We start from the raw sequence: 19,021 nt of genomic DNA, 5'->3' as shown, positions 1-19,021 counted from the left end.
GTAAGGCTCACTCAGCGATTGGACTTGATCTTGGTCCAGGCGCGCGTCATCAGGCGCATGATCTTCGGGCTTTGTGTCGTGGAGATGTACAACTTGTCCAGCACCTGCTGGGGTGGGTAGACCTCGGGGTTGTTCACCAACGCCGGGTCCATGAATGCCTTGGCATCGGGGTTGGCATTGGCATAACCGACCGTCGCACTGACCTTGGCGATCACCTGTGGGTCGAGCAGGTAGTTGATGAAGGCCAGGGCCTGCTCGGGGTTGTTGGCATCCTTGGGGATGGCCAGCAGGTCGAACCACAGGTTGCTGCCCTCCTTGGGAATGCTGTAGGCGATCTTCACACCATTGTTGGCCTCTGCCGCGCGGTTGGCAGCCTGGAACACATCGCCCGAATAGCCAAAGGCGATGCAGATGTTGCCGTTGGCCAGGTCCGAGACGTACTTGGAGGAATGGAAGTAGGTGATATAGGGCCGCAGGGCCAGCAGGCGCGCCTCGGCCTTGGGATAGTCCGCTGCGTTCTCGCTACGCGGGTCCATGCCCAGGTAGTTGAGCATGGCCGGGAACAGCTCATCGGGCGAGTCCATGAAGGCCACGCCGCACTGCTTGAGTTTCTTGAGGTTTTCGGGCTCGAACAGCACCGCCCAGGAGTCCACCCGATCGATGCCCAAGGCTGCCTTGACCTTGTCCACGTTGTAGCCGATGCCGTTGGTCCCCCATAGGTAGGGCACTGCATAGCGGTTACCGGGATCGTTCTGCTCCAGCAGCTTGAGCAGCTTGGGGTCCAGGTGCTGCCAGTTGGTCAGCTTGCTGCGATCGAGCGGCAGGAAGGCGCCGGCCTGAGCCTGGCGTGCCAGGAAGTGGTTGGACGGCACCACCACGTCATAGCCGGTGCGACCTGCCAGCAGCTTGCCTTCGAGGGTCTCATTGGAGTCGAACACGTCGTACACCACCTTGATACCGGTGCTGGCCTGAAAGTCCGCCAGCGTCGTGTCACCGATATAGTCGGTCCAGTTGTACACGCTGACCGTCGGCGCTGCCTGGCTGGTGGCCGCGAACAATAGGGTGAATGCAGAAGGGATCAGGGCTTTCAGGTAATGCATGACGACACCTCGTTGGCATTGTTGTGGGTGTACGGTGCTAAGGGGCCGCGTTGCGGCCCCTGCAGGATCAGACGCTCAGCATCAGGAACTCGCGCTCCCATGAGCTGATGACGCGTTTGTAGTTCTCATGCTCGGCCCGCTTGACCGCCACGTAGCCCTGCACGAATGACTTGCCCAGGTACTGTTGCACGGTCTGGCAGTCTTCCATGTGCTGCAGCGCATCCTCGATGGTGATCGGCAAGCGCAGGTTGCGCCGTTCGTAAGCCCGGCCCTGGACCGGCGCGCTGGGGTCGATCTGCTCGACCATGCCCAGATAGCCGCACAGCAGGCTGGCGGCGATGGCCAGGTAAGGGTTGGCATCTGCGCCCGGCAAGCGGTTTTCCACGCGCATCGACTCGGGCGTGGACGTGGGAACGCGCAGGCCCGCGGTGCGGTTCTCTTCGCCCCACTCGACGTTGACCGGGGCGGAGGTGTCCGGCAAGAACCGGCGGAACGAGTTGACGTTGGGGGCGAACATCGGCAGCAACTTGGGTATGTACCGTTGCAGACCGCCGATGTGGTGCAGGAACAACTGGCTCATGGTCCCGTCATCGTTGGCGAACACCGGCTTGCCGGTGGCCACGTCGAGCACGCTTTGGTGCAGGTGCATGGCACTGCCGGGTTCATCGGTGATGGGCTTGGCCATGAACGTGGCCGCCACGTTGTGCTTGAGGGCCGCTTCGCGCATGGTGCGCTTGAACACCGTGATCTGGTCGGCCAGGTCAAGCGCGTCACCGTGGCGGAAATTGATCTCCATCTGCGCCGGGCCGTCTTCATGGATCAGGGTGTCCAGGTCCAGCCCCTGCAGTTCGCACCAGTCGTAGACGTCCTCGAACAAGGGGTCGAACTCGTTGGCCGCGTCAATGGAGAACGACTGGCGCCCACTCTCGGCACGCCCGGAGCGGCCCAGCGGCACCTGCAATGGCAGGTCCGGGTCTTCGCAGCGCTGGGTGAGGTAGAACTCCATCTCAGGGGCTACGATGGGTTGCCAGCCTTTATCGGCATACAGTTGCAGCACTTTCTTGAGAACGTTTCTAGGTGACAGCTCGATCGGGTTGCCCTGTTTGTCGAAAGTGTCATGGATCACGATGGCGGTCGGCTCGATGGCCCAGGGAATTTGGTACACCGCACTGGGGTCAGGCCGGCAGATCATGTCGATGTCGGCCGCATCGAGCAGGCTGTAATAGATGTCATCGTCGACATAGTCGCCGGTGACGGTCTGCAACAGTACGCTCTCGGGCAGGCGCATGCCCCGTTCGTGCAGGAACTTGGCGGTAGGGGCGATCTTGCCGCGGGCGATGCCGGTCAAGTCGCTGATGACGCATTCGACCTCGGTGATGCGGTGCTCTTTCAGCCAGGCGGACAGCTGATCGAAGGGGGCGTTCATACGGACCTCTTGAGGTTATCGGTGAGTGCGCGGCATCACAGGTGAACAGGCATTGGCTTCCCAGTCGACGCGCTGGCGACTATCTTGGTCGCAGTCCCGGCTACGATCTATCCACTTTCTACGCTGTCGAATGCACCATAAGAGTGCACAAAGGATGTCGCGTGAATACCGCAGATGCCTTGCAGGTCCAGGCTTACCACACTCACGATGTTACCGAGCAGATCCGCGTCACACCTGGGTGGCAGCAGCACTACCGGCAAATGTCGCCGGGTCATTTCAGCGGCGAGCTGCGCTGTCTGGGACTGGACGGGCTGCAGGTGTACGAAGAGCGGCTCAACACCCGGGTGGAACAATTCTTTCGACCGCCTTCGGGCTCGCTGACCTTCTGCTTCGACCGAAGCGAGAACAACCTGTACCTGCTCAATGAGCATACCCGCAACATCTGGATCACCCCCGAGCACTACCAGGAAGTGGCCGTGGTGTTCGAGCAGGCCTTCCTGCTCAGCCATGGGCTTAACCTCGAACGCCTTGATGGCCTGTTCATGGTGCCGCTGGGCAGCGGGCAAACGGCGCTGTTCAGCAGTTGGCTCAGCGCCACGCTCACCCACCTGGGGCAGTCACAGGGCTGTGTGCAGGGGCAAGCCCTGGCCGAGCAACTGCTGCAGGATTGCCTGTTCATTCTGGATAACGCCTGCCAGCGCCTGCAGGGCGTGGCATTGGGGCAGCGGGGGGAGGCAAGGGCCATCATGCGCCGTGTCAGTGACTGGGCCGCCGATTGCCCCGAGCAGACCCTGAACCTAGTCGAGCTGGCCAGCGTTGCAGGCGTTTCGCTGCGCCAATTGCAACAGGCATTCAAGGCCTTCACAGGGATGACCCCTGCGCACTGGATGCGGCTAAGACGCCTGAACGGCGCCCGGCGGGATCTGCTCAATGGGGCCAGCGGCACGGTGGCCGAAGTAGCGATGCGGTGGTCATTCTGGCATTTAGGAAGGTTTTCAAACAGTTACAGGCATTTGTTCAAGGAACTTCCCAGCGACACGCTGCGGCGCGCCAAGAGTTGAGCAGCCCCCGCATTACGGCAGGACGGTCCTCGGGTGTTTGGTGCCTGCATCAGGGCGATAAAGTTGCTATCGTGCCGCCCTTATAAACACCTGAGGTGCCGATGTTCTACCTGCCTTTGCCCAGTGACCAGGCCGACAACCTCGCCGCCGGCACCTGTGCCGATCCACTTGTCTCTGCCAGTGTGCTGCAAGCGGCTGCCGTGCTGTTTGTCCAGCGTCTGGCCAGTCAACGGACGCCGCTCACGGCCGACGCCCAGGAGCGGCGCTTCGCCGAGGTGCTGCGCATTGCCCAGCAGGTCGAGCAGGCAGCGCCCGGGCGTTTTCAGGCGCAGGTGCAGCAGCAATTCGACCGCGAAGTGTTCGCCATGGGCCTGGGCATGCTGGGCGAAAATGGTGTTGCGCTGTTGTCGCCTGAGGTTGCTCATGCGCCGGACGAGTTGCTGGACGATCAGGGGCAGTGGAACTACCAGTTCGCCGATCTGTACCGGCAGCGCGTCACGCCCCTGCATGCCGTACACCTGCCGTCGCTGGCCAGCGATCTTAGGCTCAGTGATCAGCAAAACCGTCTGTTGCGTGAGTTTCTCAGCGGGGTGGACGAATCGGTGGCTGTGCAGGGGTTTGCAGGCACCGGCAAGACCTTTCTGATTCATCAGTTCGCCAGGTTGCTCGATCCGCAGCGCACCTTGCTGCTGGCCCTGACCGAGGGGCAGCTGCGGGCGCTGCAGGCGCGGGTAAAGGATGCAAAGGCCTACACGGCCATGACATTCGGGCAACTGGCCGATGAGCTCTTGAACCGTGATCTGACCCGCACCGGCTGGCGATTGCGTGACCCGTACCGCACCCGGCAGTCCTGGCGACCGCAGGAGGCGCAGATCGTGCGCTGGCTCGGCTTGCCCGACGTCGGGCCGCTGGCCGCCGTCGACGTGGTGGGCGTTTGCGTACGCGCGGTGCGCGCCTTTTGCCACAGTGGCGACGCGCAGATTGACTTGCACCATTTGCCGTCGTCCGTACCGGGTATCACGCCGCTGGACCAGCACGTGCTGCTCGAAACGGCGCGCCGTTACTGGCAGGCGCTGATCCGCCCCCCGGCCAGCGATATTCAGTTGCCGCTGCGCGATTATCACCGGGTCAAATTGCTTGCCCTGACCGGCTACCTGATCGATGCGCGATATACCCACGTCATCGTGGACGAAGCCCACGAATTGTCAGCGCCCATGCTCGAGGTGCTCGACCGTAGCCCACAATCGGTGATTGCGCTGGGTGACGAGTTGCAGAACCTCAATGGCCTTAGCGCCCATCATGGTGGGTTCATTCGTCAACGCTACATCGACCATTCATTGCGGGTCGGGCCGGCCATGGACAATGTGCTCAACCCGTTGATTCAAGCGCATCCGGCTGCCATCCAGGCCGCGTTCAGCGGCAGTGCCGAGCATTACACACGCGTCAGTTTCTTCGACAGCGTGACCGTGCCCCAGCAGCCCACGGCCTTGATCGTCGAGGACGAATGGGGCCTGTTCGGTTGGTTCCAGCGCCTGACGCATCTTGGCGTTGCGTTCGTGATGCTGCACGGGGCACGCAAGGACTTCGAGCTGTTTGTCGAAGACTGCATCGAACTGTACCGCCACGGTACTCGGCCGCGGCACCCGATGCTGTTCCGGTACGCCAGCTGGCAGGCGCTGGCCGAGCACAAAGGGGACGACAAGGCGTTCATCGCGGTGGCTTCGATGCTGGGCAAGGGATATACCTCGCAGCATTTTGCCAAGGCCAAGAGCCGCTACCGCTGGGACAAAGCGCCCAAGCTGTTCCTGGGGCGGGTCAGGGATGTGAGGAACATGGAGTTCGCGCGGGTGATGGTGTCGCCAGAGCTGATGGTGCCGCAACAGGTGACAGGCAACCGCAACGAGCGCGCCCGGCTGCTGGCGGGGTTGTATACGGCGTGTTCCAGGGCTCGGCACGAGCTGATCGTGCCAGGTGGGATGCTCGATTGGGTGAAGGATCAGGGGCGGGGGTGATGGTGGGTGAGGGTAAGTGGGTTGTCGGGCGCTGGGCCCGATCTGCATAGTAGGCTCAGAGCCAGTGCTGTCGATCTCCCACGGGGACCGCATAACCGTGATACTCGCGTAAAGCCTGTGTGACAATTGCACCTCATCTGCGAGTTGCCGGGTCGCCGGGCCGGTCGCGGCAGGCCCCCGGATTCAGCTCGCACTCTAGATCGCCGGGGCCGCGCAGCGGCCCCCGACGGTGTAAAACGCGAAGCTAAACCCCCATCACCGTCACAACACGGCACCCAAGCCAGACAGCGCCTCAGTTGCGATCCAACCACACCGTCTGCACATTGGTGAACTCACGCACGCCAAAATGCGACAGTTCACGCCCGAACCCGCTTTTCTTCACCCCGCCGAAGGCGACACGGGGGTCGGAGGCGCAGTAGCCATTGATGAACACTGCACCTGTCTCCAGCGCCGACGTCATGCGCTCGGCCAAGGCATAGTCGGCGGTGTAGATGGTCGAGGCCAGGCCAAACTCGCTGTCGTTGGCCAACGCCACGGCATGGTCGGCATCCCGCGCGGTGGTGATCGCCGCAACCGGGCCGAACAGTTCCTGCCTGAAGGCTGTCATCTGCGGCGTCACATCCCCCAGCACGGTCGGTGCGTAAACGTTGGCCACACCCTCGACCTTGTGACCGCCGAGCAACAACGTAGCGCCCTCGGCAAGGCTGGCCTGCACCTGGCCATCGAGCTCGTCGCGCAAATCGTAGCGGGCCATGGGGCCGATATAGGTCGCCTCTTCAAGCGGGTTGCCCACCTGCAATGCCTGCGTTGCCTCAACGAACTTGCGTGTGAAGGCCTCGGCGATGCTCTGCTCGACGATAAAGCGCTTGGCGGCCGCGCACACCTGCCCGGTGTTCTGGTACCGCCCGATCACTGCTGCCTGCACGGCTGCATCCAGATCGGCATCGGCCAGTACGATAAATGGGTCCGAGCCGCCCAGTTCCAATACGCACTTCTTCAGCGCAGCACCGGCCTGGGCGCCGATCGCCATGCCGGCGCGCACGCTGCCGGTCAAGGTCACCGCGGCAATGCGCGGGTCGTTGATGGCGCGAGTCACACCTTCCGGTGTCACGTTGAGCACCTCGAACACACCCTGCGGGACGCCCGCATCCTTGAACAGCTTGTCCAGCAGGTAGGCGCTGCCCATCACATTGGGGGCATGCTTGAGCACGTAGGTGTTACCCGCCAGAATCGCCGGTACCGCGCCGCGCAGCACCTGCCAGACGGGGAAGTTCCAAGGCATCACGGCCAGGATCGGGCCCAACGGGCGGTATTCGATGCGGGCTTTTTCGACCTGGGTCGTTTCAGGCGCGAGCATCGCGGGGCCGTGCTCGGCGTACCAGCGGCATAGCCCCACGCACTTGCTGACTTCACCCCGGGCCTGGGTGATGGGTTTGCCGATTTCGCGGCTGATCATCTGGGCAAACGTCTCTGCCTGAGTCTCCAGGGCAGTGGCCAGCGCCAGGAGGTGTTCGCTGCGCTGATCGGCCGACAGCCGGCTCCACTGGCCGTAGCCATGCTTGGCCCGCGTTAGCGCAGCTTCGAGCGCGGCATCGGTGTCGAACGGGTAGGCGCCGATCTGTTCGCCGGTGTACGGGTCAAGGGAGATGGCGTGGGTCTGGCTGCTGATCGCATTCATGGCGGGACACTCTCGCTGTAGGTATGCAGTGGGCTCAGACTAGTGGGCTAGGGCTTTAATGAAAACTGAATAATAATGAGCCACTCATTCACGTTTGGAGAAAGCCGTGGACCTGATACAACTTGAGATGTTCAAGGCAGTCGCCGAGCAAGGCAGCATCAGTGCAGCGGCGCAGCATATCCACCGGGTGCCCTCCAACCTGACCACGCGCATCAAGCAATTGGAAGAGGACTTGGGCGTAGACCTGTTCATCCGCGAAAAAAGCCGCTTGCGCTTGTCCCCGGCCGGCTGGAATTTTCTGGAGTACACCCGGCGCATCCTCGACTTGGTCCAGGAGGCGCGCAGCACGGTGGCAGGGGAGGATCCGCAGGGCACGTTCGCACTGGGCTCCCTGGAAAGCACCGCGGCGGTGCGGATCCCGGCCGTGCTGGCAGCCTACAACCAGCGCTATCCCAAGGTGGACCTGGATCTGTCCACGGGACCGTCCGGCACCATGCTCGAGGGTGTTCTGTCGGGTCGGCTGGTGGCCGCGTTCATCGACGGGCCGGTGTTGCACCCGACCTTGGAGGGCATGCCGGTCTTTGAAGAAGAGATGGTGATCATCGCGCCCCTCAACCACGCGCCCGTGACCCGGGCGCAAGACGTGAACGGCGAAAACATCTACGCCTTTCGCGCCAACTGCTCGTACCGGCACCATTTCGAGAACTGGTTCGTCAACGATCAGGCCGTCCCACGCAAGATCCACGAAATGGAGTCCTACCATGGCATGTTGGCGTGCGTCAGCGCCGGTGCAGGCTTGGCCATGATGCCGCGCACGATGCTGGAGAACATGCCAGGGTGCAGCACGGTCAGTGCCTGGCCGATGTCTGAAGACTTCCGTTACCTCAAGACCTGGCTGGTCTGGCGCCGTGGAACGGTCTCGCGCAGCTTGTCAACGTTCGTGAATCTACTTGAAGAAAGTATCTCATCTACCTGATTCAAAATGATTTTGAACGATTCTTACAGCGACCAGTCTAGGCATCCGTTGCCGGCTCGATGCGTTGGACCACTATGCCAGGGCCTTGGATATGGAAAGCGGTCTAGCGCGCCTATCCAGCCCAATCCAAGTAGTAAACGGCTAAGGAACACGAGAAGTGATAGCAATCTACTTCCAAGTTCCTATACAACTGACCATAATCCGGCAATTATTACATCGTGTGACCGAAACATGAGATTCGGTTACCAAAAATTTCGAGAGGTCAAAGCCCCAGGCCGTCCAGTCGATGCTCAGCAGGCTGATGCAACCGACTGACCCAGGGTCCAGACTTCCAGTTGTCGCACTTACCATCAGGAGATGTCATAGATGAAATCCCGTATCGCTGCTTCGTTGGCTGCCGCCGTGCTGGCCTTCGCCGGGGCGAACCTGGCCCAGGCTGCTCAGGTTTCCGGCGCTGTCGGTGTTACCAGCCAAGGCGACATGACCTACCGTGCAGGCTTGTCCTTCGACTGGGACAAGCAGTGGTTCGAAACCAGTGTTGGTCACCTGACCGGCTACTGGGACGCGGGCTACACCTATTGGGAAGGCGGTGACGCCAGCGGTGCCCACTCGCTGTCCTTCAGCCCGGTGTTCACCTATGAGTTCAGCGGCTTCACCTACACCCCCTACATCGAAGCGGGTATCGGTATCGCGGCATTTTCCAAGACCCGTGTCGGCGACCAGCGCCTGGGCTCGTCCTTCAACTTCGAAGACCGTATTGGCCTGGGCTTGAAGTTGCCGTCTGAGCAGAAGGTCGGCATCCGCGCCATCCATTACTCCAACGCCGGCATCCGCCAGCCTAACGATGGCATCGAGTCGTACTCGCTGTTCTACAGCAAAGGCTTCTGATGAACAGCCCGGCTCGGCGGCTGCGTTGCCGCCGAGCCGGTCGAGTGCCTGTCAGAAGGTGTAGGCCACCCCGGCCTGCACCGTACGCGGCGCGCCGGGATAGGCGTAGGTGTTGAACGAGCCTTCGTCATAGCCCTTGTTGAACAGGTTCTTCACGTCCAGGTTCAGGCGTACGTGCTCGTTCACCTTGTAGAAGCTCAGCAGGTCCACCACGCTGTAGCGCTCCATGGTGTAGGTGGTGGTTGCGGTCTGGCCGGCGCGGTCATCCACATACTTCACCCCAACGCCCAACCCGAGCCCCTTGGCCAAACCGTCCTGAAACTCGTAGGTGTTCAGCAGGCTGAAGGTATTGCGCGGGATATTGGCAAGGCGCGTACCGCTGGGCAGGCTGGTGTCCTTGGTGACTTCGGCGTCGACATAGGAATAGCCACCGATGACGCGCCATTCGGGGGTCAGGTTGCCTGCCACATTGATATCCAGCCCGCGGCTGCGCACTTGGCCTGCGGCCACCTTGAAGGTGTTGGTAGGGTCGCCTGGATCGTTGGCCAGGACATTTTCCTTGATGATGTGATAGACCGCGGCATCCGCGCTCAGCTGGCCATCGAGCGACGCCCACTTCAACCCCAGCTCATAAGACTTGCCCTTTTCCGGATCGAAGCCGCCACCGCTGGCGGGCGTGCCGGTGTTGGGCTTGAACGAGCGCGCGGTATTGGCGTACACCGCCAGGGTATCGGTCAGGTCGTAGATCAGCCCAACGCGCGGCGTGACGCCATTTTCCCCTTTGCTGAAGTCGCGGTTGGTGGGCATCTTGTCGTCGTAGTCATGCTCGAAGCGCTCCAGGCGTACCCCGGCCAGCGCCTTGAGACGTTCGGTCAGGGCCACTTGGTCCTGAATGAAGAACGCCCAGGTTTGCAGGTTCTCCTTGTCCCAGGTGGTGGTGCGCGTCAGGGCAGGGCGAGGCTGGCCCAGTACCGGGTGATAGATATCGATGGGGTAGGTACCATCGCGCGCCGAGGAGCGCTGGATGATGGAGTTGTAATCGTAGTTCTCGTATTCGACGCCGGTCAGCAAGGTGTGGCTGAACGCGCCTGTGTCGAAGTGCCCCGTCAGGTTCAGTTGCCAGTCCCGGTCGGTCCACTGCAGCTTGCGCCAGTTGAAGTTACGCTCCAGGGTGCGGCCATCCACCGGGGCCTTGTTGGCCTCCACGGCGTTGCCGTGCAGGCTGCCATCGAGGAACTGGAAACCGCCAGCCAGCGTCCAGTCCTGGTTGAGCAGATGCTCGAAGCGTACCTGGGCCATGTTGTTGTCGTTGTGCAGCAGGTTGTCACTGCCCTTTTCCCAGATGTAGGTGTCCCGCGAGGCACTGCGCGGTTGGCTAGCGTAGCGGGTCAGGCCACGGTCGAGGGGGTGGTTGTTGCGCATGAAGTCGCCTTCGAACACCACCTTGGTGCTGTCGTTGACCTGCCAGCTGAGTACTGGCGCTACGTCATAGCGCTCGCCCTGCACATCGTCACGGAAGCTGTCGCCGCCTTCGCCCAGCACATTGAGCCGGTAGGCCACGGAGCCATCCTCGTTCAGCGGCCCGGTGGCATCGAGGGTAGCGCGGTGCATGCCTTGGTCGTCGAACTGACTGCCCAGGGTCACTTTAGGGTCTGGTAGGGGTTGCTTGCTGACCACGTTGAAGGTGCCCCCCGGATCGCCACGGCCATACAGGCTGCTCGCCGGGCCGCGGATGACTTCCAGGCGCTCGACCGTGTTGGCGTCGGGCGCGTTGGGGTAGCCCCGGTTGATCGGGAACCCGTTGCGGTAGAACTCGCCAGTGGTAAAGCCGCGCACCGTGAAGGTGGTAAGGCCCTGGCCGCCGAAGTTGTTGGCACGGCCTACGCCGCCGGCATAATCGAGCCCGTCCTGCAGGCGCGTGGCGCCAGTATCCTGCAGGACATCCTTGGGCACCACGCTGACCGACTGAGGCGTCTCGTGCAGTGCGGTGTCAGTGCGCGTGGCGCTGGCCGAGCGACTGGCCTTGTACCCCTCGACCGGGCCATCGGCCCGCTCGGCGTCGGCACTGCCGGTAATGCTCAAGGCTTGAAGTTCGATTTGCGCGGTGTCGGGCGGGGAGGCCGGGTCGGCAAACGCCAGGGGAGAAACGGCGTGAAGTACACAAAGCGAGACGAACGTGCGACGCATCGACAGTACGATCCTAAGTAGGGCGCTGATGTTGGAGGTTTAACCGCGCCGCGAAAAATACTACGAATCATTATCAAATGCATCTGTTTCGGTTTACACCTGTGCTCTGTATGCGCAGGCGGTAATGAGCAGGTCGCTAGCCAGCTGTCATCCATTTGGTCAGGCCATTACGGCCGCTTACGCCTAGCTTGGCAGCGGCGCGTTTTAGATAGGTCTCAACAGAACTGTTCTTTACATTCAACCGCTGGGCCAGCTCAGGGACAGTGCAGCCGCCCAGCAAGCCCACGCAAACCTCCTGTTCGCGCACCGAGAGCTTGACCGACGCCTGAAGCAGGCGCCTGCCGAAGGCTTGCTGCAGTCTGCCGACCTCCGCGTCATCCAACGCCTGGCCGATCACTTCGGCGCCGTCATGACCGAGCAATTGGCCGTGATGTTCCACGAGCGGCAGCAAGGTGCTCGAGAGGCTTTTGAGCTGCGACAGCTCTGCCAGCGAAAAGCGTCGCTCGCTGGGCAACCGGTAGGCACTGATCACCCAGCGCTTGCTGCCGCTGCATGACACCAGGTGGCATTGATGGGCCCGCCGCAGGTTACGCGGATTGCTACCGTCGGGCGCCTTGAACTCGATGAGCAACGGGTCGTGCATCCGCTCGATCGACTGCAGCAGGGGCTGAGGCGCGCGTGAACCCACCTGCCTGGCATGCACACCGGCGCGGCCGAGCACTTCGACGCGGCTGTCCGTCAGCTGCGGTGCATCGAGGGTCCATTCACTGATCTCCAACCCGTCGATGCTGACTTGATCCTGTACCAGGCGAAGCATCTGTTCGGCGAAACAGGCGCCTCCGGTCAGCGCGATCAATTCACCCAGTTGCAGGTAGAGGTGAGGGTCCGGGCGGTAGTCGGAGCGAGCGTTCAACATCATGTCGATGGGTTCCTGAGGCCTGCTGGAGTTGCGTCTGCCCGTGCAACCACATTGCAGCCGGACAGGGTGTATGGGCGTATTCAAGCCCGCTGGCTGGAAAGCGTCTGTAGTGGGATTCAGGGACAGAAAATGCCAGCAAAAGGTGGTAGGCGCAGGTCAACTCAAGCGCGGGGGAACGCTAGGAAACGGGCCATATGCCAGCAAATTGGCGTCAGAACGGTGGCTCATGGGACCTGAATGCAGCGAATACGGTATGCCGTGAGCCATCGTCGCCGGCCCCGTGTAGGTAATCTCCTACAAGGATTTCAGCAGCCCGCGTTGCTTCCAGGGCTGTCCGGGTTTAATGGGCCATACACAGCAGGCGCCCGGTGTTTGAATCACACGCTGACCCCTCAGAAGGACCTGACCGATCATGCCTGCCGCCGACCTTTTCGACCTGACCGTTGCCCAGCGGGATATCTGGCTGGAGCAACTCAGCCAAAGCTCGTCCCCGCTGTACAACATTGGCGCCTATGTCGCGCTGGAGGGGCAGGTGGACAGGACCAGGCTGGCGCAGGCACTGGATCATCTGGCTAGCCTGCACGATGCCTTGCGCACCACCTGGGTGCAGGACGGTGGCTTGGCACAGCAGCGTTTCGCCACCCAACTGCCCGTGAAATTGATGTGGGAAGACCTGCAGGCTGAGGCCCACCCCGCCGATGCCGCCCTGAACCTTCTCGACGCCTGGATGCGCAGCCCTATTGCACTGGAGCAAGGGCCACTGTGGGAGGCCAGGCTGATCAGGCTGAGTCCCCACGAGCACCTGCTGGCCTTGCGCGCCCATCACCTGGTGCTCGATGGGTGGGGCGTGGACCAGTGGTTCAAGCAACTAGCCGACCTCTACCACAAGCTCGAAGACCACCAGCCGTTGCCCGCCAGTGCGCCCTCGTACTGCGCCTACATCGAGGATGACGCCCGTTATCAGGCCTCGGCACGTTATCAGCGAGACCGTGACTACTGGCTGGCCAGGCTTGCCCAACTGCCCGACCCCCTGCTGCGGCCTAACCCGTCGGCCCTGTCGCTGGAGGGCTCACCTAGCCATGCGGATGACCTGGCGGTTGCGCCTGACCTGATGCGCAACCTGCGAGCGCTGGCCAACACCCTGGACGTGTCGCCGTTGCCCGTGTTGCTGGCGGCACTGCACGTCTGCGTCTGCCGCACGTGGCAGCGCGATCAGTGGATGGTCGGCTTGCCGGTGCGCAACCGGGCCAACGCACAGTTCAAGGCGACCCTGGGATTGTTCACCCAGGTCAGCCCGCTGCGCATGGACTTTGGCAGGAACCTGCCCTTCGCGGGCCTGATTCAAGCCATTGCCGCTACGCTCAAGCAGGACTTTCGTCATCAGCGCTACCCGCTGAGCGCGCTCAAGCGCGACCTCGCCGCGCAACATGAAGGGCGCACGCAGTTGTTCGAGCTGCTGGTGTCGTTCGAAGAAGACACCAACGCACTGCGAATCGGCGATGCAGCAGGTGCGACGGTCATGATCTGCAATGGCCATGAACCCTCACCCTTGAGCATCCATCTGCGCTGCAACACCCACGCAGGCACGGCGCGCCTGCACCTGGTGCACAGCCGCGCCTGGTTCAGCGACGAACAAGCCGAGGCCATTGGCGCACGGTTGCTGCACGTGCTGGAGCAGGGGCTGGCCCAACCCCAGGCCCTGGTATCGGCCTTCGACATGCTGACTGCACCCGAGCATCAACGCCTCAAAGCATGGAACCTGACAGCCCTGCCGGCGACCGACACTGCGCCCTGCCTGATTCAGCAACGCATCGAGCTGCAAGCCCGCACTCGTCCGCAAGCCCTGGCAGCCTGTTTCGGCGACCAAACCTTGAGCTACGGTGAGCTTGACCACCGCGCAAGCGCCCTGGCCCAACACCTCGCCAGCCTGGGCGTGGGCCCTGAACGGCGCGTGGCGGTGGTCGCCCAGCGAGGGCTGGAGACCCTGGTTGGGCTGCTGGCGGTGCTCAAGGCAGGCGGCGCCTACGTGCCGATCGATCCGGCTCACCCGGCAGAGCGTATCGCTTACCTGTTGCAGGACAGCGCCCCGCACGCGGTCCTGACCCTTTCGCGGTTCGCACCGCGCCTGCCCAAGCACGGCAGGCTACAGATCGAACTGGACAACCCGTCGTGGCCCACCGAGCCCGTAGCCAGTTTCTCATTCGCACCGCAAACGAGTACGGATTTGGTCTACGTCATCTATACCTCTGGCTCCACCGGCCAACCCAAGGGGGTGATGGTCGAGCAACGCATGTTGGCCAACCTGGTGGACTGGCACTGCACCCAATTTGCGCTTGGCCCAGGTCGCCATCAGTCCAGCGTGGCCGGCTTTGGCTTCGACGCCATGGCCTGGGAGGTCTGGCCAGCGCTGTGCAGTGGCGCCACTTTGCACCTGGCCCCCGTGCGCGAGGGCGCCGAAGACGTGCACGCCTTGCTCGCCTGGTGGCGGGCGCAACCGCTTCACGTCAGCTTCCTGCCCACGCCGATTGCGGAGCTCGCCTTGGCCCAGGGGATGCCTCATCCAACGTTGGAAACCCTTCTGGTGGGCGGTGACCGCCTGCGACGACTGGGCCCAGCGCTGACGTACAAAGTGATCAACAACTATGGCCCGACCGAAGCCACGGTGGTGGCCACGTCAGGCCAGGTGCTGCCGGGTGGGTCATTGCACATCGGCGTCCCGATTGCCAACACCCAGGTGTATGTGCTGGACGGCCAGGGCCAGCTGCTGCCGCCCGGCGCGGCCGGCGAGCTGTACATCGGTGGCCAGGGCGTGGCCAGGGGCTACCTCAACCAGCCGCAACTGAGCGCCGAGCGCTTCGTACAAGACCCGTTCAGTAGCGCGCCTGGCGCCCGGCTTTACCGGACCGGTGACTGGGTGCGCTGGTTGCCCGACGGCACGCTCGAGTACCTGGGCCGCAACGATGACCAAGTGAAGATCCGCGGCATGCGGGTGGAGCTTGCGGAGATCGAAGCCGCCTTGAGCCGTCACCCGGCGGTAAGCGACGGCGTGGTCATGCTCTGCGAGGGTCAGCTGCATGCCTGGTTCACGGCGCCCTATCCGGTCATTCCCAGGGCCTTGCACGATCATCTGCGCGACAGCCTGCCTGTCGCCCTGCTGCCGGTCGCCTACATGCAGGTCGCCCACTGGCCCTTGACTGCCAATGGCAAGCTCGACCGGCGCGCCTTGCCTCCAGCCAATGACACGGCCATGGTGCGGCACGAACACGAGCCGCCAGAAGGGGAGATGGAGCAACGCTTGGCCGCGCTCTGGAGCCAGTTGCTGCACATCGAGCGCATCGGCCGCTACGATCACTTCTTCGAACTGGGCGGGCATTCGCTGCTGGCTGTCCAACTGATCGAGGGCATGCGCCAACAAGGCCTGCAGGTCGATGTCCAGGTGCTGTTCGGGCAGTCGACCCTGGCAGCGGTCGCCGCCAGCACCAGGGCCACCGAGTGCGTGCAGACCCCCGCGCCTTGCATTGCGTCGGGTTGCCAGCGCATCGAGCCCGGTATGCTGCCTTTGGCCACGCTGGGTCAGGCAGCGCTCGACCGCATCGTAGCGAGGGTGCCGGGTGGCGCGGCCAATGTGCAGGAAATCTACCCCTTGGCGCCCTTGCAGCAGGGGCTGCTGTACCATCACCTGACGGACACGGTCGACCCGTACCAGCAACAGGCTGTGTTCTCGTTCGCCACCGAGCAACAGATGCATAGCTTCGCCGCTGCGTTGCAGCATGTGGTGGAGCGCCACGACATCCTGCGCACAAGCTTGGCCTGGGAAGGGCTGGAGACGCCGCATCAGGTGGTCTGGCGCCATGCCCGCCTGCCGGTCGAACGATGGCAGGGGCCTGAAGGTCAATGGCGTGAGCACTATCATCCCAGCCGGCGCCCGCTCAGTCTGGACAAGGCCCCGATGCTGGCGCTGGTGTGCATGGATGCACCTGAACAGGGCCGTTGGCTGGCGCTGCTGCGGTTTCACCATCTGGTCAATGACGCGGTGTCGTTGCAAGTGCTATTGGGTGAGCTGGAGGCCTGGATGGCAGGGCAGGGCGCGCAATTGCCAGCGCCTGTGCCGTACCGGGATTACGTGGCGCTCACTAACCGCGCCGAGCGCCAGGCCGCCCACCGGGCATTTTTCACCGAGCAATTGGCGGGTTTGGAGCCGCAGCAGCCCTTGGCAGGCTGGGGCGGGGCGGCGCTCGATCAGGCCGACCTCGAGAACGCCAGCCATGACCTGCCCGCCGCCACGGTTGCCGGCCTGCGCAGCCTGGCAAGGGCGCATGGCGCCAGCCTTGCGAGCCTGCTGCACCTGGCATGGGCCCATGCACTCGGTAGCCTGGGTGGGCGCGACCAGGTCGTCGTGGGCACGGTATTGCTGGGACGCAGCATGGCCGGCACCGGCGCCGACCGGGCGCTGGGGATGTTCATCAACAGCTTGCCACTGCGCATCAACCTCAATGGCTGCACGCCAGCGCAGGCGTTGGCGGACACCCATGCTCGCCTGGCGGCGCTGCTGGCCCATGAAGATGCGCCGCTGATCCTGGCTCAGCAATGCAGCGGTCTGCCGGCCGGCAGCGCACTGTTCGATAGCCTGGTGAACTACCGCCAGGGTGCCGTGCCATTGGGCGAGGTCATGCCGGGTGTCGCGCTGGTCGAAGCCAGTGAAGTGACAAGCCATGGCTTGGTATTGACGGTGGATGACCCGGGAGACTGCCTGCAATTGGCCGTGCGCGCCCCGCGTGCGCTCGGGGCGCAGCGTATGCTGGACTACCTGGACACGGCGCTTGAGCAGATCGGCCAGGCATTGTCGGCCCCGGCGTCCGGTATGCTCCAGCAGCTATGCCCGGTGCCTGCACGGGAGCTGGCGTTGATGCTCGAGTACTTCAACGCCACCGAAGATCCCACCAGCCCTGTTCACCACACCCTGCCAGCGCTGTTCGAAGCCCAAGTGCAACGTACGCCCTGGGCCATCGCCCTGCAGGCCGACGGCCAGAGCCTGGACTACCAGACGCTGAACGAACAGGCCAACCGCCTGGCGCATTACCTGATCGGCCTGGGCGTGACACCTGATAGCCGCGTGGCGGTGTGCATCGAGCGAGGTGTCAGCCTGATGATCGCATTGCTCGGGGTGCTCAAGGCAGGCGGCGCCTACGTGCCGCTGGACCCCGAATACCCGGAAGAACGGCTGCGCTTCATGTTGCAGGACTGCGACCCGGTCACGGTGCTGGTGCACGGGGCCACGGCAGGGCTGTTCGCGCCGCTGCAACAGCCCACCCTGAACCTGGACCGCTGTGATGTGACCGAGCGCCCCTGCACCGACCCTCAGGTGCCAGGCCTCGGCCCACAGCACCTGGCCTATGTGATGTACACCTCAGGTTCCACCGGCACGCCCAAGGGCGTGATGATCGAGCATCGCGGCCTGTGCAACCTGATGCACTGGGGTTCGCAGATCCGGGCCCCACGCGCGGGTGACGCATTGCTACAGCGCGCCCCGTGCACGTTCGACGGTTCGGTCTGGGAGTTGTTCTGGCCGTTGACCGCGGGCTTGCGCCTGGTCCTGGCTCGCCCTGGCGGGCACCGGGACCCTGGCTACCTGGTGGAGCTGATCAAGGCGCAGCAGGTCAGCATCGTCAAGTTCGTCCCAGCGCTGTTGCAGCAGTTCCTCGATCAGCCAGGTGTGCAGGGGTGCACCCGCCTCACCGACATCTTCTGCGGAGGCGGCGACCTCACCCCAGCGTTGCTGCAAAGCCTTCGCGAGCGCTTGCCTTGGGTTTGCGTGCATAACGTGTATGGTCCCACCGAGGCCACAGTCGACAGTACCGCCTGGTCGTTGCCGGCCCATGCGCCATTGCCGGTGCAGGCACCGCCCATCGGCCGTCCGATCCCCAACACCCGCGTCTACGTGCTCGATGAACACGACCGCCCGGTACCGCTGGGTGGCGTGGGCCAGTTGCATATCGGTGGAGTCGGCGTCGCGCGCGGCTACCTGGGCCTGCCTGAGCTTCAAGCCGAGCGCTTCATCCCCAGCCCCTTCGTCGACGGCGACCGGCTCTACCGCACAGGCGATCTGGTGCGCTATCGAGAAGACGGCGACCTTGAGTTCATGGGCCGCAACGACTTCCAGGTCAAGCTGCGCGGCCTGCGCGTGGAGCTGGGTGAAATCGAAGCCTCGCTTACCGCCCACCCGGCGGTTGCGCAGGCGGTGGTGCTGATGCGCGAGGAGCGCCTGGTGGCCTACTTCACCCTGTGCGACGACCAGCCCGCGCCGGCCCTCGAAGCCCTGCGCGGTCACCTGCTGGCCTGCATGCCGGAGTACATGGTGCCCCAGGCCTTCGTGCGCCTGGCGCAGTTGCCCTTGAGCGCCAACGGCAAGCTGGATCGACGCGCCTTGCCCGAGCCCGGCGCCGATGCGGTCATCAGCCGTGCCTACCGTGCACCCGAAGGCGAGCTGGAAGCGGCCATGGCAGCCATCTGGGCCGAGTTGCTCAAGATCGAACAAGTGGGCCGTGACGACAACTTCTTCGAGCTGGGCGGGCATTCATTGTTGGCCGTGAGCCTGGTGGCGCGCCTGCGCCAGGCCGGGCTGCATGTCGATGCCAGGGCGCTGTTCACCCAGCCCACGCTCTCGGGGCTCGCCGCCAGTACCCAGGCGCAGCCTGAACAGGCCGTCATCGCGCCTACCACCATCCCAAGCCTGGGCAAACGCAGGCGCCTTTGACGCCAGGCCCGGGGCCAGCC

General features: G+C 63.4%; 10 protein-coding genes. 5 read left to right on the top strand and 5 right to left on the bottom strand.

Translation table 11 applies throughout. The features are described 5' to 3' along the window. Positions 1-11: 11 nt before the first annotated feature. The gene (locus FS777_RS06195) at positions 12-1,100 is read right to left on the bottom strand and encodes a polyamine ABC transporter substrate-binding protein (RefSeq protein WP_058639235.1); all 1,089 of its coding nucleotides are present in this window, start codon (positions 1,098-1,100) and stop codon (positions 12-14) included. A 67-nt stretch (positions 1,101-1,167) separates the two neighbouring features. Then, complete coding sequence (locus FS777_RS06190; protein ID WP_058639236.1) at positions 1,168-2,526, bottom strand: glutamine synthetase family protein; 1,359 nt, start codon at positions 2,524-2,526, stop codon at positions 1,168-1,170. A gap of 161 nt (positions 2,527-2,687) precedes the next feature. Between FS777_RS06190 and FS777_RS06185 the strand changes: the two genes are divergently transcribed. Then, positions 2,688-3,587, top strand: a complete 900-nt coding sequence (locus FS777_RS06185) for a helix-turn-helix domain-containing protein (protein WP_058639237.1) — start codon at positions 2,688-2,690, stop codon at positions 3,585-3,587. 101 nt (positions 3,588-3,688) lie between these two features. Further along, positions 3,689-5,599 (top strand): AAA family ATPase, encoded by a 1,911-nt coding sequence (locus FS777_RS06180; RefSeq protein ID WP_145254499.1) that lies wholly within the window; start codon positions 3,689-3,691, stop codon positions 5,597-5,599. A gap of 292 nt (positions 5,600-5,891) precedes the next feature. On the opposite strand, the gene FS777_RS06175 is transcribed toward FS777_RS06180, so the two are convergent. Next, entirely contained in the window at positions 5,892-7,277 is a 1,386-nt protein-coding gene (locus FS777_RS06175; protein ID WP_145254495.1) for an aldehyde dehydrogenase family protein, read from the bottom strand. Positions 7,278-7,383: 106 nt separating this feature from the next. On the opposite strand from FS777_RS06175, the gene FS777_RS06170 reads away from it, so the two are divergent. Further along, complete coding sequence (locus FS777_RS06170) at positions 7,384-8,253, top strand: LysR family transcriptional regulator (RefSeq protein WP_058639239.1); 870 nt, start codon at positions 7,384-7,386, stop codon at positions 8,251-8,253. Between the two features lie 366 nt (positions 8,254-8,619). Next, positions 8,620-9,141, top strand: coding sequence for an acyloxyacyl hydrolase (locus FS777_RS06165; RefSeq protein WP_058604547.1), 522 nt, complete (start codon positions 8,620-8,622; stop codon positions 9,139-9,141). Between the two features lie 51 nt (positions 9,142-9,192). Here FS777_RS06165 and FS777_RS06160 read toward each other — a convergent pair whose 3' ends face one another. Both FS777_RS06160 and FS777_RS06155 read right to left on the bottom strand, forming a co-directional pair. Then, positions 9,193-11,328 carry a TonB-dependent siderophore receptor gene (locus FS777_RS06160; protein WP_058639240.1) on the bottom strand — a complete coding sequence of 712 codons (2,136 nt, stop codon included), beginning with the start codon at positions 11,326-11,328 and terminating at the stop codon, positions 9,193-9,195. Positions 11,329-11,464: 136 nt separating this feature from the next. Beyond that, the gene (locus FS777_RS06155) at positions 11,465-12,247 is read right to left on the bottom strand and encodes a helix-turn-helix transcriptional regulator (protein ID WP_145254492.1); all 783 of its coding nucleotides are present in this window, start codon (positions 12,245-12,247) and stop codon (positions 11,465-11,467) included. A gap of 412 nt (positions 12,248-12,659) precedes the next feature. On the opposite strand from FS777_RS06155, the gene FS777_RS06150 reads away from it, so the two are divergent. Further along, positions 12,660-19,001, top strand: a complete 6,342-nt coding sequence (locus FS777_RS06150) for a non-ribosomal peptide synthetase (protein ID WP_145254488.1) — start codon at positions 12,660-12,662, stop codon at positions 18,999-19,001. Positions 19,002-19,021: the final 20 nt, after the last annotated feature.

Origin of the sequence: Pseudomonas sp. DE0157, from assembly GCF_007678615.1 — a bacterium.
Classification (GTDB): domain Bacteria; phylum Pseudomonadota; class Gammaproteobacteria; order Pseudomonadales; family Pseudomonadaceae; genus Aquipseudomonas; species Aquipseudomonas parafulva_B.
This window is presented reverse-complemented; position numbering and strand designations above follow the sequence as displayed.

What these genes read in the sequence shown, in the direction of transcription:
- FS777_RS06195 (WP_058639235.1), bottom strand. Translation starts at nt 1,100, where the DNA reads ATGCATTACCTGAAAGCCCTGATCCCTTCTGCATTCACCCTATTGTTC.
- FS777_RS06190 (WP_058639236.1), bottom strand. Translation starts at nt 2,526, where the DNA reads ATGAACGCCCCCTTCGATCAGCTGTCCGCCTGGCTGAAAGAGCACCGC.
- FS777_RS06180 (WP_145254499.1), top strand. Translation starts at nt 3,689, where the DNA reads ATGTTCTACCTGCCTTTGCCCAGTGACCAGGCCGACAACCTCGCCGCC.
- FS777_RS06175 (WP_145254495.1), bottom strand. Translation starts at nt 7,277, where the DNA reads ATGAATGCGATCAGCAGCCAGACCCACGCCATCTCCCTTGACCCGTAC.
- FS777_RS06165 (WP_058604547.1), top strand. Translation starts at nt 8,620, where the DNA reads ATGAAATCCCGTATCGCTGCTTCGTTGGCTGCCGCCGTGCTGGCCTTC.
- FS777_RS06160 (WP_058639240.1), bottom strand. Translation starts at nt 11,328, where the DNA reads ATGCGTCGCACGTTCGTCTCGCTTTGTGTACTTCACGCCGTTTCTCCC.
- FS777_RS06155 (WP_145254492.1), bottom strand. Translation starts at nt 12,247, where the DNA reads ATGATGTTGAACGCTCGCTCCGACTACCGCCCGGACCCTCACCTCTAC.
- FS777_RS06150 (WP_145254488.1), top strand. Translation starts at nt 12,660, where the DNA reads ATGCCTGCCGCCGACCTTTTCGACCTGACCGTTGCCCAGCGGGATATC.